The organism is Aquimarina macrocephali JAMB N27 (genome assembly GCF_000520995.1).
In the GTDB taxonomy this organism is placed as follows: domain Bacteria; phylum Bacteroidota; class Bacteroidia; order Flavobacteriales; family Flavobacteriaceae; genus Aquimarina; species Aquimarina macrocephali.
The window spans coordinates 152,261-174,293 of record NZ_JACA01000003.1 but is presented as its reverse complement, the minus strand read 5'-3'; the positions used below and the strand labels follow the sequence as shown (position 1 = coordinate 174,293).

The following is a 22,033-nucleotide window of genomic DNA, read 5'->3' as shown; positions in this document are numbered from 1 at the left end:
AATATGAAATACCAAGACAAAATAATATATCTCCTTTTAGGAATATTTATTATTGGTCTAAACTCATGTAAGCAAAAAGAAATATTACCTATTGATGAAAACTCGATTCAGGGGACTTGGATAGGAGGAGCATTTAAATATGATAGGGATTTTTATTTGCCTAGTAATTATGTGCTGGAATTTAAAAAGGATACGCTTCACTTCAAAAAATTGAGCGGTACTATATTCTTTAAAAACAGTATACAATTTTCTAAGGATTCTATTACACTAGATACGACTTCTTACCCTGTTCGTAAATTTCATATAAAAAATGATCAGTTAAATTTTCTTGATAAAATCGAAGCACATCGTTTGATTGCTGCAAAGGCTATTAATGTTCAGGAGTTTGAAGACTTTTTGTCATCCAAAGATTGGAAAATAAATGAAGAAACTGGGATTTTTAGATTTAGTAAAGAAGAAAAAAAATTACAATTCATAAATGCCAATAGTTATGAGTATTATACTTATTGTTATGAATTCATTACTTTTCAGAATGCTTTATTTCTTATCAAAAAAGGAAATCAATTAGCATGTGATCAGAATTATCAGTTTTGGGAACAAGTACTTTCATATGATGAAGATGGTATCTATACTTTTGGTTTTAGGGATGGAGAGTTTAAAAAAATACAATACACACCTGTTCCAAGATCAGATACCGAGATGAAACCAGTATTATTTCAGCTTTGTAATCAGTACATTAACAAGAATTTTCCTGGAGATAGGTATTATTATCAGGGAACAGCATATAAAGGAGGTCTTTATCATATAAGAAAGATTTTTAAAGAGAACTATAAGGAGCCCGATGGCAATGCAGAATCGGGGATATTTCAGGTTCGATTTGTAGTTAATTGCGAAGGAAAGGCTGGGATGTATGAAACACAGGCATTTGATACTAATTACCAACATAAGGAGTTTTCAGCAGAAGTAGCTAATCAGATTCTTGAAATTACAAAAGGCTTACAGGATTGGATACCAGGTAGGAAACCAAAAAGTGACAAAGACATAGATACCTATATTTACTTAAGTTTTAGAATTAAAAATGGAAAGATTATTCGTATATATCCTTAATGTTTGTCTTATCAGTTTGATGTATTCTTGTCGAGAGGGGAAAGTTGTAGACTATTCAGAATGGACAGAAGAGCAAAAGTCCGAAGAAACTAAACGTTTGGAGTATGAAAAGAAATGGTCTTTTCAAGGAGCGATAAATGAACAGGCATATTTAGATACGTTAATTGCTTTAAACCCTGATATTGCAGATTATTACATCGAAAAATCAATAGCAAATAGTAAGATAGGAGATTATCATATCGCTATTCCTTTACTTGAAAAAGCAATGGAACTTGATCCAAAAGAAACGCTATACTACACATCTTGGCTAATGACAGATTTATATAAAGATTATGATCGAGCCTTACGATACCTTAATCAATATGATGACTATACTCCGGATAAGACGGATTATGCCTGGGGAGAGAATGTTAATTCATTAAAAGGAGAAGTGTTACAAGCGTTAGAAAGACATGAAGACGCAATACTAGAATTTACGAATGCAATAGAAGAAGAAGGAGATTATGTAAAAGTATCTGCTTATGTATATAGAGGGATTAGTTATACGCATCAAAAAATGTACAAAGAAGCTATTGCCGATTTTGATATGGCAATCAAGCTATATGATAAATCTTCTATGGGATATTACTATAAGGGACTTGCTTTATTAGAAATGGACAATAAAGAAGAGGCAATATTGGCAATTGAACAATCAAAAAAACTAATCAAACAAGGATACAAAGCTTCTGATCCTTATAAAGAAGTATATAATGAGATATACTTGATGCAGGTAGAGGATAAACTAAAGGAAATTGCTAGTAACGAGTTATAAAAAAAACGTATCAATTGATACGTTTTTTTATTATAATATAATGCTGTGTTTTATTTTTTAGGAGCTTCTTTTATCGTGATTCCTAATTTTGTCATTACTGTTTTAGTTACGTCGAATTTAGGATCAACATATGCTAAACCACTTGTGGTAATAGTAAATACTTGAGCATATCCTTCAGTTTTAGCAACTTCTTCTAGTGCTTGCCCAATTTTTTGATATAGAGGTTGTAATAATCTATTTTGTTCTATTTGTATTAATTTACTACCATTCTGACGAAATTTTGCAATATCATTTTCTAAAGCAATGATTTCTTCCTGCTTTGTTTTTTTAATAGCCTCGGTAAAAGAAGCTACCTTGTCTTGGTATTCTTTCACTTTAGCTTGGTATGCTTCTACTTTTACTTTTAAATCACCTTCCATTTTACCATTATAGGCTTTTAAATCTTCCTGAACCTTGGTAAGTTCTGGCATTTGAGAAAGAATATACTCAGAATCTATAGTTCCGGTTTTGGATTGTGCATTTAATTGAAAACTAACGATCAATATTAAGATTGATAATATTATTTTTTTCATTTTACTTTTTTGTTTTTTTATTTTCTATTTTTTGCAAATATATAAGGTCTTAGACAATATACGTGCCACGAATTATTTTTTTTAAAAATCTATCCTTCATAGAGTTGTCCCCGATGAGGTTTTAAAGCATCACGTACCTTTTTCATTTCAGAATCGGTAACAACCAGATATGCCAAACTGTGTAGGTCATTGAGATCCTGATATCCCGTAATATCAAGAGTTAATTTTTCTGAAGTAATATATTCCTTAAGATGGATTTCGTGATGTTGTGCAGTTTTACTTGCAGCAGGGCCTCTAAAATCCCAAATTAATTTTATTTTTCTTTCCAAAATAATCGTCAATTTTATAGACGTCAAAAATGTTTTTGTGAATTAATTATCTAATACGCTTTTTCCTTCTTCTGCAAAAGCTTTAAAATCTTCCATGTATGCACATGATTGTTTTTTGAAAGCACCAGGCATAAGAAATCCCATAAGTTTCATGAAACCATTAAATTTAAATTCGTTTTTAGAGGTCCATTTCGTATTTCCGTTTGAGAGTTCTTCGAAATAATTTTCCTGAATGTTATATACGTTTTTCGCATCAAAAGTAAGGTGAAACGACTCAGGAAGATCGAATAAAGTGATTGTTTCTATCATTTCAATTTCTCGTTTGCCCATTTTATAGGTAAGCTTTGAGATTGCTCCGGTTTTTCCTTTTACACCACTTAAGTGCTCCATACTTACAAAGCCCTTTTGCCAGTGTTTTATGTTTTCTTCATTGTTAAATTTTTCAATCACTTGATTTCTAGGTAATTTTATTTCGATGTCGAGTGTATATTCCATGATGAGATTGTTGTTAGTGAGTTTTGTAATGTGGCTACAATATACATAGATCATAAAAATTTTAAAAGCTAATACTATAGGGGGTGTTTACATCGTTAGAACAAGGAACTTGTAAAACATTTTAATATTATTATTTTTGTTCGATTTAGAACTTCATCATATAGAAATTATGTATAAAAAGGGGCTGTTATTTTTTTTAGGAAGTATTTTGTTTACACTTGCAAATGCACAACAATCAAAGGATGTGCTATTTACTATTGACGAATCTCCTGTGTATATATCAGAGTTTAAGAGAGTGTATCTTAAAAATATAGATTTAGTTAAAGACGATTCACAAAAGAATATAGACGAGTATCTTAATTTGTTTATTAATTATAAGTTAAAGTTAAGAGAAGCAAAACACCTTGGGTTAGACAAAAAACAAACGTATTTAGAAGAATTAGAGGGGTATAGAAAACAACTGGCAAAAGGATATCTTACAGATACCAGAACTTCTGATGCATTAATAAAGGAAGCTTATGATCGCTCTCTTGAGCAAGTAAATGCTAGTCATATTTTGATTATGGTAAAGCCTAATGCATTAGCAAAAGATACTATCGCCGCATATCAAAAAATTGTAGAAGCAAGAAATAAGATTATAAACGGAGAATCTTTTGATGTTGTTGCTAAATCCTATAGTCAAGACCCTTCTGTTGCTAAAAACAATGGAAATTTAGGTTGGTTTTCTGCGTTCAGAATGGTGTATCCATTTGAAAAAGCTGCATATGTAACTAAAGTTGGGGAGATTTCAGAACCGTTCAGAACACAGTTTGGTTACCATGTTGTAAAAGTTAATGGTAGAGAGAAAAAATTAGGAGAAGTTACTGTAGCTCATATTATGGTAGCTATTAATACTAATAGAACATCAGAAGCAGCAGAAAAAAGGATAAAGGAAATCAATCAGCAACTTCAGCAAGGAGTTTCTTTTGCTTCATTAGCAAAACAATATAGTGATGATCCGAGTACAGCAATAGAGGGAGGTAAGATTAGACGTTTTGGACAAGGAGCATTAAATTCTGAGAAATTCGAAAAAACTGCTTTTGATTTAGAAAAAAAAGGCGAAATCTCTGCACCAATACAAACTAAGTATGGCTGGCATATCATCCAACTTATAGATAAACACCCGCTCAAGAGTTTTGAAGAACAAAAAAACGAACTTACCAAAAAAGTAAAAAGAGATAGCAGGTCCAAATTAGTGACTACTTCATTTATTAATTCATTAAAGGAAAAATATGCTATCACCAAGAATGAAAAAGCAGTTGCATATTTTAAAGAAATACTTCCAGCTACATTTTCTAAAGAGGAATGGAACATACCTGAAGACAAAAATCTAGAAAAAGAACTCTTTAATCTTAAAAAAGAGAAATATATATATAAGGACTTTGCTGGGTTTTTGAAGAGTAATCAAATAAGAATAGAAGGATATGCAGATGTTTCTGCTTTTGTTGAAGAAATGTATACCCGATTCGAATCAACAACCTTACTTCGATATTATGAAGAGCACCTTGAGGAAGATAATAAAGATTTTGCAAATGTAATAGGAGAGTATCGCGATGGACTTTTACTTTTCGATCTTATGGAATCTAAAATATGGAATGTATCTAAAACAGATTCTATAGGGCTTAAAAAATATTATGAGACTCAAAAAAACAAGTATACGCAAAATGAGGCGTATAAAGTTCTTAAGGCTTCTTCATCAAAACAAGAAGCAATTAGTACGGTTGAGAAATTACTGAAGAAGAAAAAGTCGATTAAAGAAATAAAAACAGAAGTCAATAAAGGAGATGTAGCGTTAGTCCTTTTTTCAGAAGAAGAATTAGCTAAAGGAGACGCGATATTACCCAAAGATTTTTCTGCAGAAAAAGGGAAGATTGTGTTCCTGGAAGAAGAGAATTTTAAGACTTTGATTATGGTTAGAGAAATCTTACCTTCAAGAATTAAAACTTTTGAAGAAACCAAGGGCGAAGTGATTAATGATTTTCAGGAAAGTATAGAAAATAAATGGCTAGATCATTTAAGAGTAAAATACCCGGTAAAGGTTAATGAGAAAATCTTAAAAAAAGCTAAAAAAGAATTATCAATTTAAAAAATTAATAAATTTTTAATTAGAGAGCAATACAATTGTATATGCTCTTGGATGCTGTTATTAATTTCTTTATGGATAATTCAAAAGATGAGAATGTGTGAATAAGATATAATGATTATAACTTTTTACAAGCTAAATGGTTATTTCATACATATCTATACCAGCATAAGTCTGATCGTCTAAAGAATACTATATATAAACAGATGAAATATTATAAATTAATACTGCTATTGCTAGTTGTTGTTTCTTGCCAAAAATTTAAGAATCAAATTAAAAAAGAAGCTATTGCCAGAGTAAATGATACCTACCTATATAAAGATGATATTAAAAAACTAGTACCAAAGGATGTGTCTACGGGCGATAGTACTAATATTGTTAATAATTATATTAATACATGGGCTACTCGTCAATTGTTTATCGACAAGGCTAAACTAAATCTTACCCAAGAAGAACTTGAAGAATTTAATGATTTGGTAGAAAACTATCAAAGCACCTTATATATCAATGCTTATAAGAATGCAGTGATAAATAAATCTATTAATATGGAGATCACAGAACAAGATCTTCAATCATATTATGATCAAAATTTGAAAAATTTTAATCTTAATGAGGAGTTAGTAAAATTACGTTACTTACATTTGCCACCTGATTACGCGAATATTGTTGCAACGAAGCAACAATTCAATCGTTTTAATGAAGAGGATATAGAAGAGTTGAGAGGAAAAAAGATAGAATACCTAACATATTCTTTAAATGATTCTGTTTGGATCAAGTTAGATCAGGTATTAAGTAAGATTCCAATTCTCAAAAAACAAGATAGGTCAAAACTCTTAAAAAATGGGAAATATATGCAACTTAGAGATTCTACAGGAGTATATATGGTGAAAATAGAAGGCGTATTAAAGCGTAATGAAATAGCACCGCTAGAATATATTAAGCCTACAATAAGGCAGATTATATTGAATAAGAGAAAGTTGGAGCTAATAAAAAAAATAGAAAAAGACATTACAAGAGATGCAGTTGAGAACAAACAATTTGAAGTTTATGATTAAAACTACAGTACTTTGTGCTATACTTACTTTTAGTATAAATACACAATTTTATGCACAAGAGATTATTGAAGAAGTAGCACAAGATTCCATAGTAACCCAAGATACCATTAATGGGCAGAATAGCGCCATGGTAAATGATTCTATAAATACGCCAATAGAAACTGTAAAAGTACCGTTTCAAAAGACCAAAATAGATGGCGTAGCTGCGGTGATTGGAGAAAATGTAATTTTGGATAGTGATGTAGATATTGCCTATAGACAGTTGATTAGTGAAGGAGTTTCTGCTTCTGATGTAAGCCGTTGCGAACTTGCAGGTAGTTTGTTTGAGGCCAAATTGTATGCTCATCATGCTATTCAGGATAGTATAGAAGTTAGAGATGCAGAAGTTAACTCTATGGTTGACCAGCAATTGGCATATATGACAAATGAGTTGGGAACTGTAGAAAAAGTATTAAAATTTTATAAAAAGGATAATGTTGCAGATTTCAGAAAAGAACTTTTTGAAATCAATAAGTCAAATAGGTTATCTGAACAGATGAGAACTAAGATTATCAAAGATATCGAGATTACTCCTGAAGAAATCAGAGAATTTTTTGATGACATTCCAAAAGAAGAAAGACCACTTTTTGGGACAGAACTTGAATTAGCTCAGATTGTAATAGAACCAGAAATACCTCAGGAAGAAGAGCAAAAAGTAATCGATAGATTAAATCAATTTAGAGAAGATATTGTAGAGAACGGTAGTAGCTTTGCTACTAAAGCAGTATTGTACTCTCAGGATCCAGGTTCTAAATCTACTGGAGGAAAATATACTCTTGATCGTAAAACAAACTTTGCCAAAGAATTTAAAGATGTAGCTTTTAGCTTGCAAGAAGGAGAAGTAAGCGAACCATTTAAAACTGATTTTGGATGGCATATTGTAAAAGTTGATAAAATACGAGGAGAAGAAATCGACGTAAGACACATACTACTCTCTCCCGAAGTAACCAGGAAAACAGTTGATGAAGCCAAAAGATTAATAGATTCTATACGAACAAGTATCGTTTCGGGTTCTATTAAATTTAAAGAGGCAGCAAGAAAATTTAGTGATGAAAAAGAAACTCGTGAAGATGGAGGGCAACTACTTAATCCTACCACAGGAGATACTCGTTTTGAACTTACCAAAATTGACCCTATATTGTACGATCAAGTATCTAAACTAAAAATGAATGAAGTTTCTCTGGTAATTCCTGATCAGGATCGTCAAGGCCGAAAAAAGTATAAATTAATAACAGTACTTAACCGGTTTGATGAACATATAGCTGATTACGCAAATGACTATCTTAAAATACAAGAATTGGCATTAAGAAAAAAACAAATTGATGCGATTCGTAAGTGGCAGAGCGAAAAAATAATGGATACCTATATAAAAATAAACGGAGAGTATAGAGACTGTGAATATAGTGGTAACTGGTTAAAAAAATAAAATAATATGTCAGACGACGTAGCGGCTATAGAAAAACTAGTAAAAAAACATTCAGAACTCAAAAAAGAAATATCCAAAGTCATTATTGGACAAGAAAAAGTTATCGATCAGATACTTATTTCTGTTTTTTCTGGCGGTCATGCATTATTAATTGGTGTTCCCGGGCTTGCTAAAACTCTTATGGTTAATACCATTTCTCAAGCTTTAGGATTAGATTTTAAAAGAATTCAGTTTACTCCTGATTTGATGCCTAGTGATATATTAGGAAGTGAAATACTGGATGAAACAAGACATTTTAAATTTATTAAAGGACCTATATTCTCTAATATCATTCTGGCAGATGAGATTAATCGTACTCCGCCAAAAACCCAGGCAGCACTTCTTGAAGCAATGCAGGAAAGATCTGTAACAGTTGCTGGACACCATTACAATTTAGATTTACCATATTTTGTTCTTGCAACCCAAAACCCAATCGAGCAAGAAGGAACATATCCATTACCAGAAGCGCAACTAGATAGATTTATGTTTGCTATAGAGCTTAAATATCCAAGCTTTCAGGAAGAAGTAGATGTTGTGAAGAGTACTACAGGAGATACAAGCGCTACTGTTAATCCACTATTTACTGCTAAGGAGATTATAGATTTTCAACATTTGATTCGCCGTATTCCGGTGGCAGATAATGTAATTGAATATGCTGTAAGCATGGTAGGTAAAACAAGACCTGATGGAGAAACAGCAACAGAATTAGTAAAAAATTATATAGATTGGGGAGCAGGACCGCGAGCTTCTCAAAATTTAATCCTGGCAGCCAAAGCTAATGCTGCTATCAAAGGCAAATATTCTCCAGATATAGAAGATGTACAGGCTGTAGCTATGGGTATTCTTCGTCATCGTATCATTAAAAACTACAAAGCAGAAGCAGAAGGCATTAGCGTAGAAGATGTGATTAATAGCCTGTTTTAACAACTACTTAGTTAAAAAGCTTTCAAAGGATTTGTTGATTTCTGATATAGTTAATCTTCAATAGAGGCGGCGTGTATAATCAATCCTGTATAATCAGAAATTATTTTTCTTTATTAATATTAAACCTTTTTCATATTTAATGGTCATAGTATTGAACGTTCAACAGAGAATATTGTTTAATATAGAAAAATTGAAAAAGAAACAAATGAAAAATAGTATAATATGTGCCATGGTTTTGTTTATGGGAGCTATAGTAGTATCAGCCCAACCCGAGGAAAATCATATGGATCGCAAGGAATTAAGAAAAGAATTTTATGAAAGTCTTTCTGAGAGTCAAAAAAATGAATTAAAAAACAAAAAAGAACTTAGAAAAGAGCAAAGAAAGGTGATGCATGCCAGTTTTACCAAAGAACAGTTGGTAATTGTAAAAAATGAAGATCTTTCTAGAAAGGGAAAAAGAAAAGCATTGAAGCTTACCCTTAGTGAGGCGCAAAAAGAGATGCGTGAAAATCATAAAGCAATTATGAAAGATGCAAATGAAAAGTTTAAAGCATCGCTCTCAGAAGCTCAATTAGAACAATATGAGCAAATAAGAAAAAGAAAACATAACAAGAGAAAACATAGAAAAAGAAAAGATTAGTGTCAAAATTAGAAGTTTTGAATTTGTAAAAAGTGAAGCTATACGGCTTCACTTTTTTATTTTATGCCACTTTTTACCTTTTTTAGATCGTTTTTTAAAGAATGACTATAACGTTTTCGTGAATCGAAGAAATGGCGAAGTATTTTCTTATCTTAATTTTTAGTGATATTGTAATTTTCGTAATTCTAATTTGTGAATTTCAATAAATGAAGCCTTATATTTTTTTAAAAATGCAAAAAGAAGGGATTAAATGTATTCATTTAAGAAAATCCTTTAAAATTCGTATTTTCGCAAGACTTTTCAATACTAAAAAATAATTAGAGATGGCATTCGATATCGATATGATAAAAAAGGTATACAGTCAGGTAGCCGACCGTGTTAATACAGCACGCGAAGTTACAGGTAAACCTTTAACCTTGGCAGAGAAAATTTTGTATTCACACTTGTGGGACGTAAAAACAAAAAAAGCGTTCACACGGGGTAAAGATTATGTTGATTTTGCACCAGACCGTATCGCTTGTCAGGATGCGACAGCTCAAATGGCATTATTACAGTTTATGCAAGCTGGTAAAAATAAAGTAGCAGTACCAACAACAGTGCACTGTGATCACTTGATTCAGGCAAAAGATGGTGCAGCAACAGATTTAAAAAATGCTAATGATATTAGTAGTGAGGTATTTAACTTCTTAGAATCTGTATCTGATAAATATGGAATCGGATTCTGGAAACCAGGAGCTGGAATTATTCATCAGGTAGTATTAGAAAACTATGCTTTCCCGGGAGGAATGATGATTGGAACAGATTCTCATACTGTAAATGCAGGTGGTTTAGGAATGGTTGCAATTGGTGTTGGTGGAGCAGATGCGGTAGACGTTATGGCTGGTATGGCTTGGGAATTGAAGTTCCCTAAGTTAATAGGAGTAAAATTAACAGGCAAGTTATCTGGTTGGACTGCACCTAAGGATGTGATCTTAAAAGTAGCAGAAATCCTTACGGTAAAAGGAGGAACTGGTGCAATAGTAGAATATTTTGGACCTGGGGCAACATCAATGTCGTGTACAGGAAAAGGAACCATTTGTAATATGGGTGCCGAAATAGGGGCTACAACATCTACTTTTGGTTATGATGAGTCCATGGAACGTTACTTGAGAGCAACAGAAAGAGCAGATGTAGCAGATGCGGCAAACAAAGTAAAAGAACACTTAACAGCAGATCCTGAGGTATATGCAAATCCAGAACAATATTTTGATCAAGTAATCGAAATTAATTTATCTGAATTAGGACCATTGTTAAATGGGCCTTTTACTCCAGATTTATCGACGGCAGTTGGTAGTGCAATGACAGAAAAAGCAAAAGCTAATGATTGGCCAATTCAAGTAGAATGGGGACTAATAGGTTCTTGTACAAACTCTTCTTACGAAGATTTATCTCGTGCCTCTTCAATCGCACAACAAGCGTTGGATAAAGGTTTAAAAATGAAAGCAGAATTAGGGATCAACCCAGGTTCTGAACAAGTAAGATATACAGCAGATAGAGATGGTATCCTTGGGATATTTGAAAAACTAGATGCTAAAATATTTACTAATGCTTGTGGACCTTGTATTGGACAATGGGCTAGATATAATGATCCTAAAAATGCTCCGAAGAATAGTATCGTACATTCTTTTAATAGAAACTTTGCTAAGCGAGCTGATGGTAACCCTAATACACATGCTTTTGTTGCATCACCAGAATTAACTGCTGCAATTGCAGTTGCAGGGCGACTAGATTTCAACCCCTTAACCGATAAGTTAATTAACGAAAATGGAGAAGAGGTAATGTTCGATGAACCAACAGGATGGGAACTACCTCCAAAAGGGTTTGAAGTAAAAGATAATGGATATTTAGCTCCGGTTGAAGATGGTAGTGGTGTAGAAGTGAAAGTAAGCCCAACTTCAGAAAGATTAGAGTTATTAACACCATTTGTACCAATAGGTAGTGAAATTAATGGAGCTAAATTGCTAATAAAAGCATTTGGTAAATGTACTACAGATCATATTTCTATGGCAGGACCATGGTTACGATATAGAGGTCATTTAGATAATATTTCTAATAACTGTTTAATTGGTGCTGTAAATGCATTTGGTAAAAAAACAAACTTTGTTAAAAACCAATTAACAGGAGAGTTTGGTGGTGTACCAGATACTGCAAGAGCATATAAAGCAGCAGGAGTACCTACTATTGTTGTGGGAGACCATAACTACGGAGAAGGTTCATCACGAGAACATGCTGCAATGGAACCACGTCATTTAGGTGTATGTGCAGTAATTGTAAAATCATTCGCTCGTATCCACGAAACAAATCTTAAGAAACAAGGGATGCTTGGATTAACGTTTGCTAATGAAAGTGATTATGATTTGATACAAGAAGATGATACTTTTAATTTTACAGATCTTAACCAATTTGCATCAGGAAAACAATTAACATTAGAAATTGTTCATGCAGATGGATCTAAAGATACTGCGATGTTAAATCATACCTATAATAATTCTCAAATTGAATGGTTTAAAGAAGGTTCTGCATTAAACTTAATTAAGAAGCAGAATGACTAAGACACCATAAAAGAGCAATTTTAAATAAAAAAACTCCCAAAGGTTAATCTCTTTGGGAGTTTTTTTATTTTTTGTATTAAGGCGTATTAGCGTGGGAAACACTCTACACTAACCATAACACAAAATTTGTGTTGAGGAGGAAGTAGTTCATATTGACTACAGGTAACTACTATTGGGCCATTGTATGTATCACATGGATTGCCGCCACCATTAATTTGTTTTTGTTCTGTTCTGGATAATTTTTTTCCTAGGTTTAAAAGTGTATTTTTCATAATCTTTTGTGTAATAATCCTGAACTTTATAGAGCTCTCAGGATATGAGCTTACCTATAAAAATACTACTTTTTTGTATTCAATTGATATAGCTGGTATTATCATAATGCTAATTTTGAAGAAGAATGTATACCATTTATAATTTGAAAAAAGAATAATTTGACATTGGACTTCTTTATTTCTTAATATAACTTGATAAGTTTTTTTATTCCAAAACAGAAATATGTAAATTTGCGTATATGGTACGCCAAAATATAAAAGTAGCTGTTGATGCTGTAGTCTTTGGATATAAAGACAAGAGACTTAATGTCCTATTGATAAAAAGAGATATAAACCCTTTTAAAGGTTCTTGGGCCTTGCCGGGCGGTTTGGTCTTGGAAAACGAAAGTTTAGAACAGGCTGTGGTTAGAGAGCTTAAGGAAGAGACTAATGTAACCATAGACTATTTAGAACAATTGTATTCTTTTGGTGACCCGGGGAGAGATCCAAGAAATAGGGTAGTTAGTGTTACTTATTTTGCTTTGGTAAAACCAGAACACTATGCAATCAAAGCAGACACCGACGCTCAAGATGTTGCATGGTTTGATATGACCGAACTTCCGGATTTGGCATTTGACCACATTCGTATTTTGGAAACAGCAAAAAAGAGATTACAAAATAAACTCACTTATGAACCTGTAGGGTTTGATTTACTTGCCGATAAGTTTTTGTTTTCGGATCTCGAAAAGCTATATATGACTATTCTGCAAAAAGTAATTGATCGTCGAAATTTTAGAAAAAAAATACTAAGCTTCGGAATCCTGGAGGAGTTAGACGAAAAAATCTCTGAAGGAAGAGGTAGACCGGCAAACCTTTTTAAATTCAATAAAAAACAATACTTCAAACTTAAAGAAGAGGGGTTTCTATTTGATATTAAGTAATTATCATCACTACAATCAATACTGCTGGCTTTCAGAAAGATATATTTGAAGGTATATTATATTAAAATAACACAATTATGAGATATTTACATTTGGACCCATCATTTACACCTTTTGAGAAATCTATTGATTTTAAATCATTTGTTTTTAATGGAGGAGAACCGCATATAAATATTTTAGATAAAAATATTGGGAACAGTATCATGATTACGCAACGAATCAATTCGTTTAATGACTTAGGGTTATTATTGATCGCTACCGATGCGTTACGTAGAATGAATGTAAAGGAGATTGATGTGTTTATTCCATATTTTCCTGCTGCTAGGCAAGATAGGGTGATGGTTACAGGAGAATCACTTAGTGTTAAAGTATATGCAGATAGTATTAACGCACAAAACTATAATCAGGTAACAATCTTTGATCCACATTCTGAGGTAGCTCCTGCATTATTAGATCGTGTAACAGTGATTCAGAATTATGAATTTGTCAAACAATGTTTAGATTTCATCAAAGAAGAAGTAGTGTTAATTTCTCCTGATGGGGGAGCATTAAAAAAAATCTATAAAGTATCTGAATTTCTGGGCGGAGTAGAAGTGGTAGAATGTTCTAAAAAAAGAGATGTAAAAACAGGAGCCTTGTCTGGTTTTAGAGTATATGAAGATGATTTAGAAGGAAAACATTGTGTAATTGTTGATGACATTTGTGACGGAGGAGGAACTTTTTTAGGATTAGCAACAGCACTAAAAGAAAAGAATGCAGGCAAACTAAGTTTGATTATCAGTCATGGTATTTTTAGTAAAGGGTATGAAGAATTAACCAAATCATTCGATACCATTTTTACAACAAATTCCTTTAGAGATATAAATGAAGAAAAGGTAGTACAAATTCCTGTTATTCCAGAGTAGACCAGAACCTATTTTGTGAATAATGAATACTATCCTAAAATAACAAAAAATGAATTTAATAGTACCACCAATTACCCCAGAATTGAATAAAAACCTAAGTGTTTTTCTGGCAGGAAGTATAGAATTAGATGTAGCTCAAAGATGGCAGGATAAGGTGGTAGAGAAACTAACAGAAGAAAATGTCACACTGTTAAACCCCAGAAGATCGAGTTGGGATGCCAGTTGGGAACAAAAGATAGATAATCCAGTTTTTAAAGAACAAGTACTTTGGGAGTTAGAAGCTTTAGAAAAAGCAGACATGATCATCATGTATTTTGATAAAAACACAAAATCACCTATAACACTACTAGAGTTAGGGTTATATGCAAAGAGTAATAAATTGATAGTATGCTGCCCAGAAGGATTTTGGAGAAAAGGAAATGTAGATGTTGTCTGTGAGCAGTACGGAGTACAAAAAGTGAATAGTTTGGAGGAATTGATTAATGAAGTAAAGAAAAAATTAAAATGAAATACACAATACAAAATATACAGGAACGATTCAATAAAGGGAAAAGTTTAAAGTATCTATTCTTCTGGGGGCATACTCCAAATAAAGATGGAAGTATAGGAAAAAGCTGTTTTAGTCAATGGTGGGAGTCTTCTTTTAAAGTTGATAATATCAATTATAGAACTGCAGAACATTGGATGATGGTAGAAAAAGCAAGATTGTTTGATGATATCGAAATAATTGAAGAAATCTTAAAATCATCAAATCCTATGGAAGCTAAACAACTAGGAAGAAAAGTAAAAAACTTTGATCCAAAGGTTTGGGATGAACATAAATATCAGATTGTAAAACAAGGAAATATACATAAGTTTTCTCAGCATTCTGAAATGAAAGAATTTTTATTAAATACTAAGAATAGGGTTATTGTAGAAGCGAGTCCACGGGATCGAATTTGGGGAATTGGAATGGGACAAAGTAATGAAAAAGCACAAAACCCCAATTTATGGAGAGGGCAAAATCTACTAGGATTTGCTTTGATGGAGGTGAGAGATGAATTAAAACAAGAATTATAAAAAGATGAAAACGATAAAATACGCAACACTCTTTGGTGGGGCGGGAAAAAATCAGGAGAGTATAGAGTATAAAGAAACTATTTTAATAGGCTCTTTGCTGACCAAAAATGGATATATAATAAAAAATGGAGGATATGGTGGAATGATGGAAGCAGTTTCTAAAGGTGCTAGTATAGAAGGAGGAAAAGCTATTGGCATAACATGTAAACAAGTAGGTTCAGAAAAAGGAAATAAGTTTTTATCAGAAACCGTTGTTACCAAAAAATTGTATGAACGGTTAGAGTTGTTAATACAAGAGACCAGTATATTTATTGTACAAAAAGGAGGAATTGGGACATTGTCTGAGGTGTTCTTAACACTAGATATCATTCGTAAAGATAAATCTGTACATAGACCTAAAGTATTTTTTATTGGTGATTTTTGGAATAATATTATAGAAGTCTTAAAATCAACCATTATTCCAGAGTATGAGCATCATTTGTTTAAGGTGGTTAAAGATTTTGAAGAGTTTAATGAACTAATATCGCAAGAAGAATGACAAGAACATTATGTAGAACGATTTAATGAGAATTTAATGAAGTAATGCGTCAATTCGAGTGTTTTGTTGTAATGTAATGAAGACAAAATGTATCGAGAATAAATTATAGAAATAATGAAATTACAACTTAAAAAATATAAAGAACAAGAGAAAGAATGGCCCCAAAGCGGGTATCATATCATGGCACAATATGATGACGAGAAAATAATAGTATACCAATCTTATCGTCCCGAAATAGGAAGTTTTGCCGTAAAAAATCAATTTTTTGGAGGAGCTTTTAGCTTAGACCGAATGACATGGATTAAACCTAATTTCTTGTGGATGATGTACAGAAATGGTTGGGGGACAAAAGAAGGACAAGAAGTCGTATTGGCCATACACCTTAAAAAAGAAGCTTTTGAGAGCTATGTTAAAAATGCTGTGTATTCATCGTTTAAACCAGAATTATATGTGTCGTATGAAGCCTGGCAGGAAGATGTTGCAAATTCTAATGTGAGATTGCAATGGGATCCCGATCATGATCCATATGGAGTGAAATTAGAAAGACGAGCCATCCAGATTGGATTAAGAAAGGAGTTTATAAAGTCATATGCAAAAGATGATGTTTTGGAGATTGAAGATGTTTCTGATTTTGTTAGTGAGCAATATAAATTTGTGAAAAATAAAGATTTGGAAAATCTGGTTATTCCAGCAGAAAAACCATTGATATTTAAGGATGAAAAATTGAATACATATTTGAAACTAAAATGAAAATAGTAGTAATCCAATCTGATATCACTACGATTAAAGTCGATGCTATTGTCAACGCAGCAAATTCTTCTCTTTTGGGAGGCGGTGGAGTGGATGGAGCGATTCATCGCAAAGGTGGGGCTGCTATCCTGGAAGCTTGTAGAGTTGTTAGAGCTAGGCAAGGTAAATGTAATCCAGGAGAAGCTGTGATCACGACAGCAGGTAATCTTCCTGCAAATTATGTTATTCATACCGTAGGACCAGTTTGGAATAATGAAGGAAAAGAAAAGGAAGAACTATTGAGAAACTGCTATATCAATTCATTAAAATTAGCAATTGAGAATGGAGTAAAAAAGATAGCTTTTCCAAATATAAGTACAGGAATCTATAAATTCCCTAAAAATGTTGCGGCAAGAATAGCTGTCGAAGTGGCTAAAAATTTTGATCAAAATAAGATTGAAGAGATAGTCTTTGTTTGTTTTGATCAGGAAAATTTTGAGCTGTATAATGAATTATTAAAAAATGAAAACAAATAATAAACATATAAGTAAATTTTTAAGCCTTATTCTAAGGCATAACCCTGATAAAGTGGGGATACAACTCGATGAAAAGGGTTGGACAGATGTACAGGAATTACTACAAAAAGTAAAAAGGCACCGGCCTGAATTAAGTATGGATGTATTAGAAGAAGTTGTAGCATCCTGTGATAAGCAACGCTTTGCCTTTAATGAAGACCATACGAGGATTAGAGCCAGTCAGGGTCACTCAATACAGGTAGATTTAGAATATCAACCAAAGCAGCCCCCAGAATTCTTGTATCACGGTACAGTGGCTAAATTTATGGATGCCATTAGAGAAAAAGGGTTGCTGAAAATGAGCAGGCATCATGTACATCTTAGTAAAGAAAGAGAAACGGCTATTAAAGTAGGATCGAGAAGAGGGAAACCTATTATTCTAACTGTGAGATCGGGTGAAATGTATGCCAAAGGAATAGAGTTTTATCAATCGGATAATGAAGTGTGGCTAACCGATGTAGTAGCTCCAGAATATATTGAGTTTAAATCATAATATATCCAGACCTCACAGGTTTTTAAAACCTGTGAGGTCTTAAGAAGATAAGTATTTTAAGAATATAATCATGAGAACTTTAGTGATTGGAGATATACATGGTGGTCATAGGGCTTTACTTCAGGTTTTAGAACGAGCAAATGTAACGTCAGAAGATACCCTGGTTTTTTTGGGAGACTACGTAGATGGCTGGAGCGAATCGGCTCTGGTAATACAAGAACTTATCAACCTCTCTACATCCAATACATGTGTTTTTATACGAGGAAATCATGACCTGTGGTGTGGATTATGGCTAGAAAAAGGAGTAACCAACCCCGTATGGTTGGCGCATGGAGGAAAAGAAACAATCCATAGCTATATTCAATCCGGATTACTTACCAAAGAAACTCATAAAGCATTTTTTAATACGTTGGAAGATTACTATCTGGATAAAGAGGGAAGGCTTTTTGTACATGCAGGATTTACATCTATGCATGGCGTAGGAAAAGAGGAGTATGATTCTAATTATTATTGGGATCGAACATTATGGGAATCAGCATTACTCGCCGATAAAGTTGGAGAGGTAGCTTTAAAAGATGATCAACCAAAACGGTTTAGCCATTATTCCGAGATTTATATCGGGCATACCCCTACTATTGAGTATGGCAAGGATACTCCTATAAAAGCCTATAACCTCTGGAATATGGATACAGGAGCAGGTTTCAAAGGAAAACTTACTATCCTGGATATCGATACCAAAGAGTTTTGGCAAAGCGACCCATTGCCTTCTTTATACCCTGATGAAAAAGGAAGAAACTAAATCTTTCTAACTTTAACGGTAAACAGTGTAGTTTCTAACAGAAATTGGACCTATTTTTATCTTCTAAAATTTTGTAATGATTAAGATCGAATTCTTATTAAGATGTAGAATTAGCTGGAGTAGCAAGATTATTTTACTCTTGTCATTGTGCATGCTTTCATTTAATCCTGTAAATTCTCAAAACATGGATAATGTTATTGATCAAGATTCTTTTGTAATTGTCGAAAAACCTCAAAAAATATACAAAGGATTTTATAAATATGGAAAACCATATAATGGATATTTTTCAAAAGGAAACGATGAATTTCCCAGAGTTGATTATTATGAGAATGGAGAAGCAAAATTTCAATATTCTTTAGATGTTTATCAAATGGCATTAGCACCAGAAACTTCTGAAATAGAAGGCTTACAAGAGCAACTAGGAGAAGTGATGAGTAAAGAAGATTATGAAGTATACATAAGAGATTTGTATAAACCAAAATTAAACATCAAATCTGTTTATAAGAATGGTAAAATAATAGATGGATATGAATATGAAGAAGTGCCTTCGGGAATATTCTCTAAAAAAATAGAGAATAAAAAATATACAGCATTACATATAGATATATTTGCTAAGCACTATTATCAGCGAACTTTGATAATTCAGAAAGGAGATAGTATTATTATAGGATCGCCTACCTTAGCTGCAGCAGGGGAGAAGTTGGAAATACAATTATTCAGGAAAAATAAGAGTTGGAAAGCTTCATATACTATAAATGAAAAAGAAATTGGTGCTAAATATTTTATGAAAGGAAATGTAGATGTTTTACCTGCGAATAGCACCATGTTTATATATGATCAAAGTGATGGAACATATGGTTATGGAACCAGTGGTTTTAAGGAATATTCGACCAAGTTAGATTTGGTAGACATACAGAAAATCTATTTTGAGAAACCAGAGATTTTTATCAATAAGAATATGCAATCTTTTTTTGATGAGTTTATAGAGACCATCATTAATGAAATGCATAAAAAAGATAAACAACGTCCAGAAGATCCTGAAATTTTTAGAGGATACATTCTCACAGGAGATAATGGTAAAATAATAGAGGGGATACGTTTCTTTGAGAAACCGAGAAACACATATTACATAGAATACAAAGACAGTTCTGAAGTTAAAAATGCTAAAGTAGATCTTAGTGGTTTTCAAAAAGTATTTAAGGAATTCATGAATCGCAAGTATGAAAACTAACATGTTTTCTATCAGTTTTTGAAATAATCCAGAAGAAAATTCTTTTAAGATTTTATCAGTTTAAAAATAAAAACTATATTTGCGTATAAATAACGCAAAATAGAATAAAGATGAATCCATTACTATTAACAGACGGTTATAAATTAGGACATAAAGAGCAATATCCAAACGGAACTACTTTTGTGTATTCTAACTGGACACCTAGGAAAAGTAGAATAGAAGGAATTGATAATGTAGTGTTTTTTGGGTTGCAGTATTTTATTAAAGAATATTTAATCAAACAATTCAACGAACAGTTTTTCAATCTTCCCAAAGAAGAAGTGACTGCAGAATATAAAAAATATGTAGATCATTATCTGGGTATAGATTATGATATTGCACATATCGAAGAATTACACGATTTAGGATATTTACCGATTAAAATCAAATCCTTACCAGAGGGAACAGAAGTTCCTATTCGAGTACCGATGTTTACAGTAATGAACACTAAACCAGAATTTTTCTGGCTTACCAATTACCTGGAAACTTTATTGTCTAATATTATTTGGCAACCTTGTACTTCTGCTACTATTGCAAAACAATATCAAAGCATTTTATCCTCTTTTGCAATAGAAACAGATCGTAATAATATAGAGTTTATTACCTGGCAGGGTCACGATTTTTCGATGCGAGGAATGTCGGGAACAGAATCTTCAATTCTTAGCGGTATGGGACATGCATTATCATTTTCTGGGAGTGATACATTGCCTGTAGCAAAAGCTTTTGAAACATATTATAATGCAGATGTTACCAAAGAATTAGTTATTGGTAGTGTAAATGCTACAGAGCATAGTGTGATGTGTGCAGGAAGTAAAGATGATGAAATAGGAACCTTTAGAAGGTTATTAGAGACATATCCAACGGGAATATTATCTGTAGTATCTGATACTTGGGATCTTTGGAAAGTGCTAACAGAATATTTGCCTAAACTAAAAAATGAAATCCTCGACAGAGAAGGAAAACTTGTCATTAGACCAGATTCTGGTGATCCTGTGGATATTATTTGTGGATGTGATCATAAGAATCCAATAGTTGCTAAGGGTGTTATAGAATTACTTTGGGATGAATTTGGAGGAACTATAAATGATCAGGGATACAAAGTGTTGAATCCAAAAATCGGAGCTATCTATGGAGATAGTATTACAATAGAAAGAGCAACCCAGATTTGTGAAAAGTTAAAAGCTAAAGGTTTTGCTTCTACTAATGTGGTTCTGGGAATAGGGAGTTTTACATATCAATACAATACCCGAGATACTTTTGGATTTGCAATGAAAGCTACTTATGTAGAAGTACAGGGAGAAGGAAGAGAAATATTTAAAGATCCGATCACAGATGATGGGACTAAAAAATCTGCAAAAGGGCGTATTCAATTATATGAAGAACAAGGAAAAATAGTGTATAAAGATCAGGTTTCTGAACAAGAAGAAAATCAAGGATTATTAAAAACTGTTTTTAAAGATGGAGAGTTACTAATAGAAGATAATTTGTTTACGATTCGTAAAAGAATTGCTCAATAAATTAAGTTTATATCATGAAATTCACAAAACCCCTTAAAATTAAGCTTTTAAGGGGTTTCTAATACAATAATGTAAGGGATTTGAGTGTTTTACGACATAAGTAGATAAACTAACATCATAAAACATAATCATCATGAGTGCAATCTGGTTTTTTGAGGATTCAGATCTCTTTAAAGTATTATGCCCTCATAAGTTTAAAAGGTATAAAAAAGATCACGATTTTGATGCTTACCGAAAGAACGACTATATTTATTTTGAAGAAGATTCTGCAAACAAAGTATACCTTATAGAAAAAGGAAAGGTAAAAATTGGATACTATGCAGAAGATGGATACGAGGTAATAAAAGCTATTCTTACTCGGGGAGAGATTTTTGGTGAAAAAGCTATTCTTGGAGAAAACAAAAGAACAGAGTTTGCGCAATCTGTCGATAATACAACTTCTATTTGTCCCATCGGTGTAGAAACCATGCATGGACTTATGCGCGAGAATCAATCTTTTAGCCTTAGAATCTATAAATTTATAGGTATGCGATTTAAACGCTTAGAAAGAAGATTACAGTTACTTCTCTTTAAAGATACCAAAACAAGATTATTAGAGTTCTTAAATGAGCTTAAAGAAGACTACGGGCACTGTTGTCCTTATACAGGAGATATGGTAATAGAGCATCCTTATACCCAAAAAGACATAGCTCATCTTATCGGTACATCGAGACCAACCTTAAATATTATTCTAAACGAATTAAAGGAATCTAACGTCATAGATTTTAATAGAAAAGAGATTCGTTTAAAAAATGTTGCTTAATGTT

General features: G+C 32.6%; 24 protein-coding genes. 20 read left to right on the top strand and 4 right to left on the bottom strand.

What is annotated here, in order from left to right:
• Positions 1-3: 3 nt before the first annotated feature.
• On the top strand, positions 4-1,107 hold the full coding sequence (locus Z054_RS29875; RefSeq protein ID WP_024768765.1) for a hypothetical protein: 1,104 nt from the start codon (positions 4-6) through the stop codon (positions 1,105-1,107).
• Positions 1,079-1,918, top strand: coding sequence for a tetratricopeptide repeat protein (locus Z054_RS0103790; protein WP_024768764.1), 840 nt, complete (start codon positions 1,079-1,081; stop codon positions 1,916-1,918). The genes Z054_RS29875 and Z054_RS0103790 overlap by 29 nt, the downstream gene beginning before the upstream one ends.
• Before the next feature lie 50 nt (positions 1,919-1,968).
• Here Z054_RS0103790 and Z054_RS0103785 read toward each other — a convergent pair whose 3' ends face one another.
• The 3 genes from Z054_RS0103785 to Z054_RS0103775 form a co-directional block, all read right to left on the bottom strand.
• The gene (locus Z054_RS0103785) at positions 1,969-2,490 is read right to left on the bottom strand and encodes an OmpH family outer membrane protein (protein ID WP_024768763.1); all 522 of its coding nucleotides are present in this window, start codon (positions 2,488-2,490) and stop codon (positions 1,969-1,971) included.
• A gap of 89 nt (positions 2,491-2,579) precedes the next feature.
• Entirely contained in the window at positions 2,580-2,819 is a 240-nt protein-coding gene (locus tag Z054_RS0103780) for a hypothetical protein (RefSeq protein WP_024768762.1), read from the bottom strand.
• Between the two features lie 42 nt (positions 2,820-2,861).
• The gene (locus Z054_RS0103775; protein ID WP_024768761.1) at positions 2,862-3,314 is read right to left on the bottom strand and encodes an SRPBCC family protein; all 453 of its coding nucleotides are present in this window, start codon (positions 3,312-3,314) and stop codon (positions 2,862-2,864) included.
• Positions 3,315-3,450: 136 nt separating this feature from the next.
• Here Z054_RS0103775 and Z054_RS0103770 point away from each other — a divergent pair, with 136 nt between their 5' ends.
• The 6 genes from Z054_RS0103770 (at position 3,451) to Z054_RS0103745 (ending at position 12,150) form a co-directional block, all read left to right on the top strand.
• Positions 3,451-5,439, top strand: a complete 1,989-nt coding sequence (locus Z054_RS0103770) for a peptidylprolyl isomerase (RefSeq protein ID WP_152538458.1) — start codon at positions 3,451-3,453, stop codon at positions 5,437-5,439.
• Positions 5,440-5,642: 203 nt separating this feature from the next.
• The gene (locus tag Z054_RS0103765) at positions 5,643-6,491 is read left to right on the top strand and encodes a hypothetical protein (RefSeq protein WP_024768759.1); all 849 of its coding nucleotides are present in this window, start codon (positions 5,643-5,645) and stop codon (positions 6,489-6,491) included.
• Positions 6,484-7,956, top strand: coding sequence for a peptidylprolyl isomerase (locus Z054_RS0103760; protein ID WP_241461384.1), 1,473 nt, complete (start codon positions 6,484-6,486; stop codon positions 7,954-7,956). The genes Z054_RS0103765 and Z054_RS0103760 overlap by 8 nt, the downstream gene beginning before the upstream one ends.
• 6 nt (positions 7,957-7,962) lie before the next feature.
• Entirely contained in the window at positions 7,963-8,919 is a 957-nt protein-coding gene (locus Z054_RS0103755) for an AAA family ATPase (RefSeq protein WP_024768757.1), read from the top strand.
• Between the two features lie 205 nt (positions 8,920-9,124).
• Positions 9,125-9,559: a hypothetical protein gene (locus Z054_RS0103750; protein WP_152538457.1), complete on the top strand. Its 435-nt coding sequence runs from the start codon at positions 9,125-9,127 to the stop codon at positions 9,557-9,559.
• A 323-nt stretch (positions 9,560-9,882) separates the two neighbouring features.
• Positions 9,883-12,150: an aconitate hydratase gene (locus tag Z054_RS0103745; RefSeq protein WP_024768755.1), complete on the top strand. Its 2,268-nt coding sequence runs from the start codon at positions 9,883-9,885 to the stop codon at positions 12,148-12,150.
• Positions 12,151-12,236: 86 nt separating this feature from the next.
• Here the strand turns inward: Z054_RS0103745 and Z054_RS31270 are convergent, their stop codons facing one another.
• Positions 12,237-12,422, bottom strand: a complete 186-nt coding sequence (locus Z054_RS31270) for a hypothetical protein (RefSeq protein WP_152538456.1) — start codon at positions 12,420-12,422, stop codon at positions 12,237-12,239.
• A gap of 239 nt (positions 12,423-12,661) precedes the next feature.
• Between Z054_RS31270 and Z054_RS0103740 the strand changes: the two genes are divergently transcribed.
• From Z054_RS0103740 to Z054_RS0103685, 12 genes are all read left to right on the top strand, one after another.
• Positions 12,662-13,342, top strand: a complete 681-nt coding sequence (locus tag Z054_RS0103740) for an NUDIX hydrolase (RefSeq protein ID WP_024768754.1) — start codon at positions 12,662-12,664, stop codon at positions 13,340-13,342.
• 77 nt (positions 13,343-13,419) lie between these two features.
• Positions 13,420-14,247 carry a ribose-phosphate diphosphokinase gene (gene prs, locus Z054_RS0103735; protein ID WP_024768753.1) on the top strand — a complete coding sequence of 276 codons (828 nt, stop codon included), beginning with the start codon at positions 13,420-13,422 and terminating at the stop codon, positions 14,245-14,247.
• A gap of 49 nt (positions 14,248-14,296) precedes the next feature.
• Positions 14,297-14,755, top strand: a complete 459-nt coding sequence (locus Z054_RS0103730; RefSeq protein ID WP_024768752.1) for a nucleoside 2-deoxyribosyltransferase domain-containing protein — start codon at positions 14,297-14,299, stop codon at positions 14,753-14,755.
• The gene (locus Z054_RS0103725; protein WP_024768751.1) at positions 14,752-15,306 is read left to right on the top strand and encodes an NADAR family protein; all 555 of its coding nucleotides are present in this window, start codon (positions 14,752-14,754) and stop codon (positions 15,304-15,306) included. The genes Z054_RS0103730 and Z054_RS0103725 overlap by 4 nt, the downstream gene beginning before the upstream one ends.
• A 4-nt stretch (positions 15,307-15,310) precedes the next feature.
• Positions 15,311-15,844 carry an LOG family protein gene (locus Z054_RS29870; protein ID WP_051473662.1) on the top strand — a complete coding sequence of 178 codons (534 nt, stop codon included), beginning with the start codon at positions 15,311-15,313 and terminating at the stop codon, positions 15,842-15,844.
• 114 nt (positions 15,845-15,958) lie between these two features.
• Complete coding sequence (locus tag Z054_RS0103715) at positions 15,959-16,594, top strand: DUF4291 domain-containing protein (RefSeq protein ID WP_024768749.1); 636 nt, start codon at positions 15,959-15,961, stop codon at positions 16,592-16,594.
• A complete protein-coding gene (locus Z054_RS0103710; RefSeq protein ID WP_024768748.1) occupies positions 16,591-17,109 on the top strand; it encodes an O-acetyl-ADP-ribose deacetylase in 519 nt (172 codons plus the stop codon). Before Z054_RS0103715 ends, Z054_RS0103710 begins: the two co-directional genes overlap by 4 nt.
• Positions 17,096-17,641: an RNA 2'-phosphotransferase gene (locus Z054_RS0103705; protein ID WP_024768747.1), complete on the top strand. Its 546-nt coding sequence runs from the start codon at positions 17,096-17,098 to the stop codon at positions 17,639-17,641. The genes Z054_RS0103710 and Z054_RS0103705 overlap by 14 nt, the downstream gene beginning before the upstream one ends.
• Positions 17,642-17,711: 70 nt before the next feature.
• Positions 17,712-18,440 (top strand): metallophosphoesterase, encoded by a 729-nt coding sequence (locus Z054_RS0103700; RefSeq protein WP_024768746.1) that lies wholly within the window; start codon positions 17,712-17,714, stop codon positions 18,438-18,440.
• Between the two features lie 76 nt (positions 18,441-18,516).
• Positions 18,517-19,671, top strand: coding sequence for a hypothetical protein (locus Z054_RS0103695; RefSeq protein ID WP_152538455.1), 1,155 nt, complete (start codon positions 18,517-18,519; stop codon positions 19,669-19,671).
• Positions 19,672-19,781: 110 nt separating this feature from the next.
• Complete coding sequence (locus Z054_RS0103690) at positions 19,782-21,227, top strand: nicotinate phosphoribosyltransferase (RefSeq protein WP_024768744.1); 1,446 nt, start codon at positions 19,782-19,784, stop codon at positions 21,225-21,227.
• 133 nt (positions 21,228-21,360) lie between these two features.
• A complete protein-coding gene (locus tag Z054_RS0103685; protein ID WP_024768743.1) occupies positions 21,361-22,029 on the top strand; it encodes a Crp/Fnr family transcriptional regulator in 669 nt (222 codons plus the stop codon).
• Positions 22,030-22,033 lie beyond the last annotated feature (4 nt).

Bases quoted from the DNA above. Each gene is read 5' to 3' on its own strand.
- Z054_RS29875 (WP_024768765.1), top strand. From the start codon at position 4: ATGAAATACCAAGACAAAATAATATATCTCCTTTTAGGAATATTTATT.
- Z054_RS0103790 (WP_024768764.1), top strand. From the start codon at position 1,079: ATGGAAAGATTATTCGTATATATCCTTAATGTTTGTCTTATCAGTTTG.
- Z054_RS0103785 (WP_024768763.1), bottom strand. From the start codon at position 2,490: ATGAAAAAAATAATATTATCAATCTTAATATTGATCGTTAGTTTTCAA.
- Z054_RS0103775 (WP_024768761.1), bottom strand. From the start codon at position 3,314: ATGGAATATACACTCGACATCGAAATAAAATTACCTAGAAATCAAGTG.
- Z054_RS0103765 (WP_024768759.1), top strand. From the start codon at position 5,643: ATGAAATATTATAAATTAATACTGCTATTGCTAGTTGTTGTTTCTTGC.
- Z054_RS0103760 (WP_241461384.1), top strand. From the start codon at position 6,484: ATGATTAAAACTACAGTACTTTGTGCTATACTTACTTTTAGTATAAAT.
- Z054_RS0103755 (WP_024768757.1), top strand. From the start codon at position 7,963: ATGTCAGACGACGTAGCGGCTATAGAAAAACTAGTAAAAAAACATTCA.
- Z054_RS0103750 (WP_152538457.1), top strand. From the start codon at position 9,125: ATGAAAAATAGTATAATATGTGCCATGGTTTTGTTTATGGGAGCTATA.
- Z054_RS0103745 (WP_024768755.1), top strand. From the start codon at position 9,883: ATGGCATTCGATATCGATATGATAAAAAAGGTATACAGTCAGGTAGCC.
- Z054_RS31270 (WP_152538456.1), bottom strand. From the start codon at position 12,422: ATGAAAAATACACTTTTAAACCTAGGAAAAAAATTATCCAGAACAGAA.
- Z054_RS0103740 (WP_024768754.1), top strand. From the start codon at position 12,662: ATGGTACGCCAAAATATAAAAGTAGCTGTTGATGCTGTAGTCTTTGGA.
- prs (WP_024768753.1), top strand. From the start codon at position 13,420: ATGAGATATTTACATTTGGACCCATCATTTACACCTTTTGAGAAATCT.
- Z054_RS0103730 (WP_024768752.1), top strand. From the start codon at position 14,297: ATGAATTTAATAGTACCACCAATTACCCCAGAATTGAATAAAAACCTA.
- Z054_RS0103725 (WP_024768751.1), top strand. From the start codon at position 14,752: ATGAAATACACAATACAAAATATACAGGAACGATTCAATAAAGGGAAA.
- Z054_RS29870 (WP_051473662.1), top strand. From the start codon at position 15,311: ATGAAAACGATAAAATACGCAACACTCTTTGGTGGGGCGGGAAAAAAT.
- Z054_RS0103715 (WP_024768749.1), top strand. From the start codon at position 15,959: ATGAAATTACAACTTAAAAAATATAAAGAACAAGAGAAAGAATGGCCC.
- Z054_RS0103710 (WP_024768748.1), top strand. From the start codon at position 16,591: ATGAAAATAGTAGTAATCCAATCTGATATCACTACGATTAAAGTCGAT.
- Z054_RS0103705 (WP_024768747.1), top strand. From the start codon at position 17,096: ATGAAAACAAATAATAAACATATAAGTAAATTTTTAAGCCTTATTCTA.
- Z054_RS0103700 (WP_024768746.1), top strand. From the start codon at position 17,712: ATGAGAACTTTAGTGATTGGAGATATACATGGTGGTCATAGGGCTTTA.
- Z054_RS0103695 (WP_152538455.1), top strand. From the start codon at position 18,517: ATGATTAAGATCGAATTCTTATTAAGATGTAGAATTAGCTGGAGTAGC.
- Z054_RS0103690 (WP_024768744.1), top strand. From the start codon at position 19,782: ATGAATCCATTACTATTAACAGACGGTTATAAATTAGGACATAAAGAG.
- Z054_RS0103685 (WP_024768743.1), top strand. From the start codon at position 21,361: ATGAGTGCAATCTGGTTTTTTGAGGATTCAGATCTCTTTAAAGTATTA.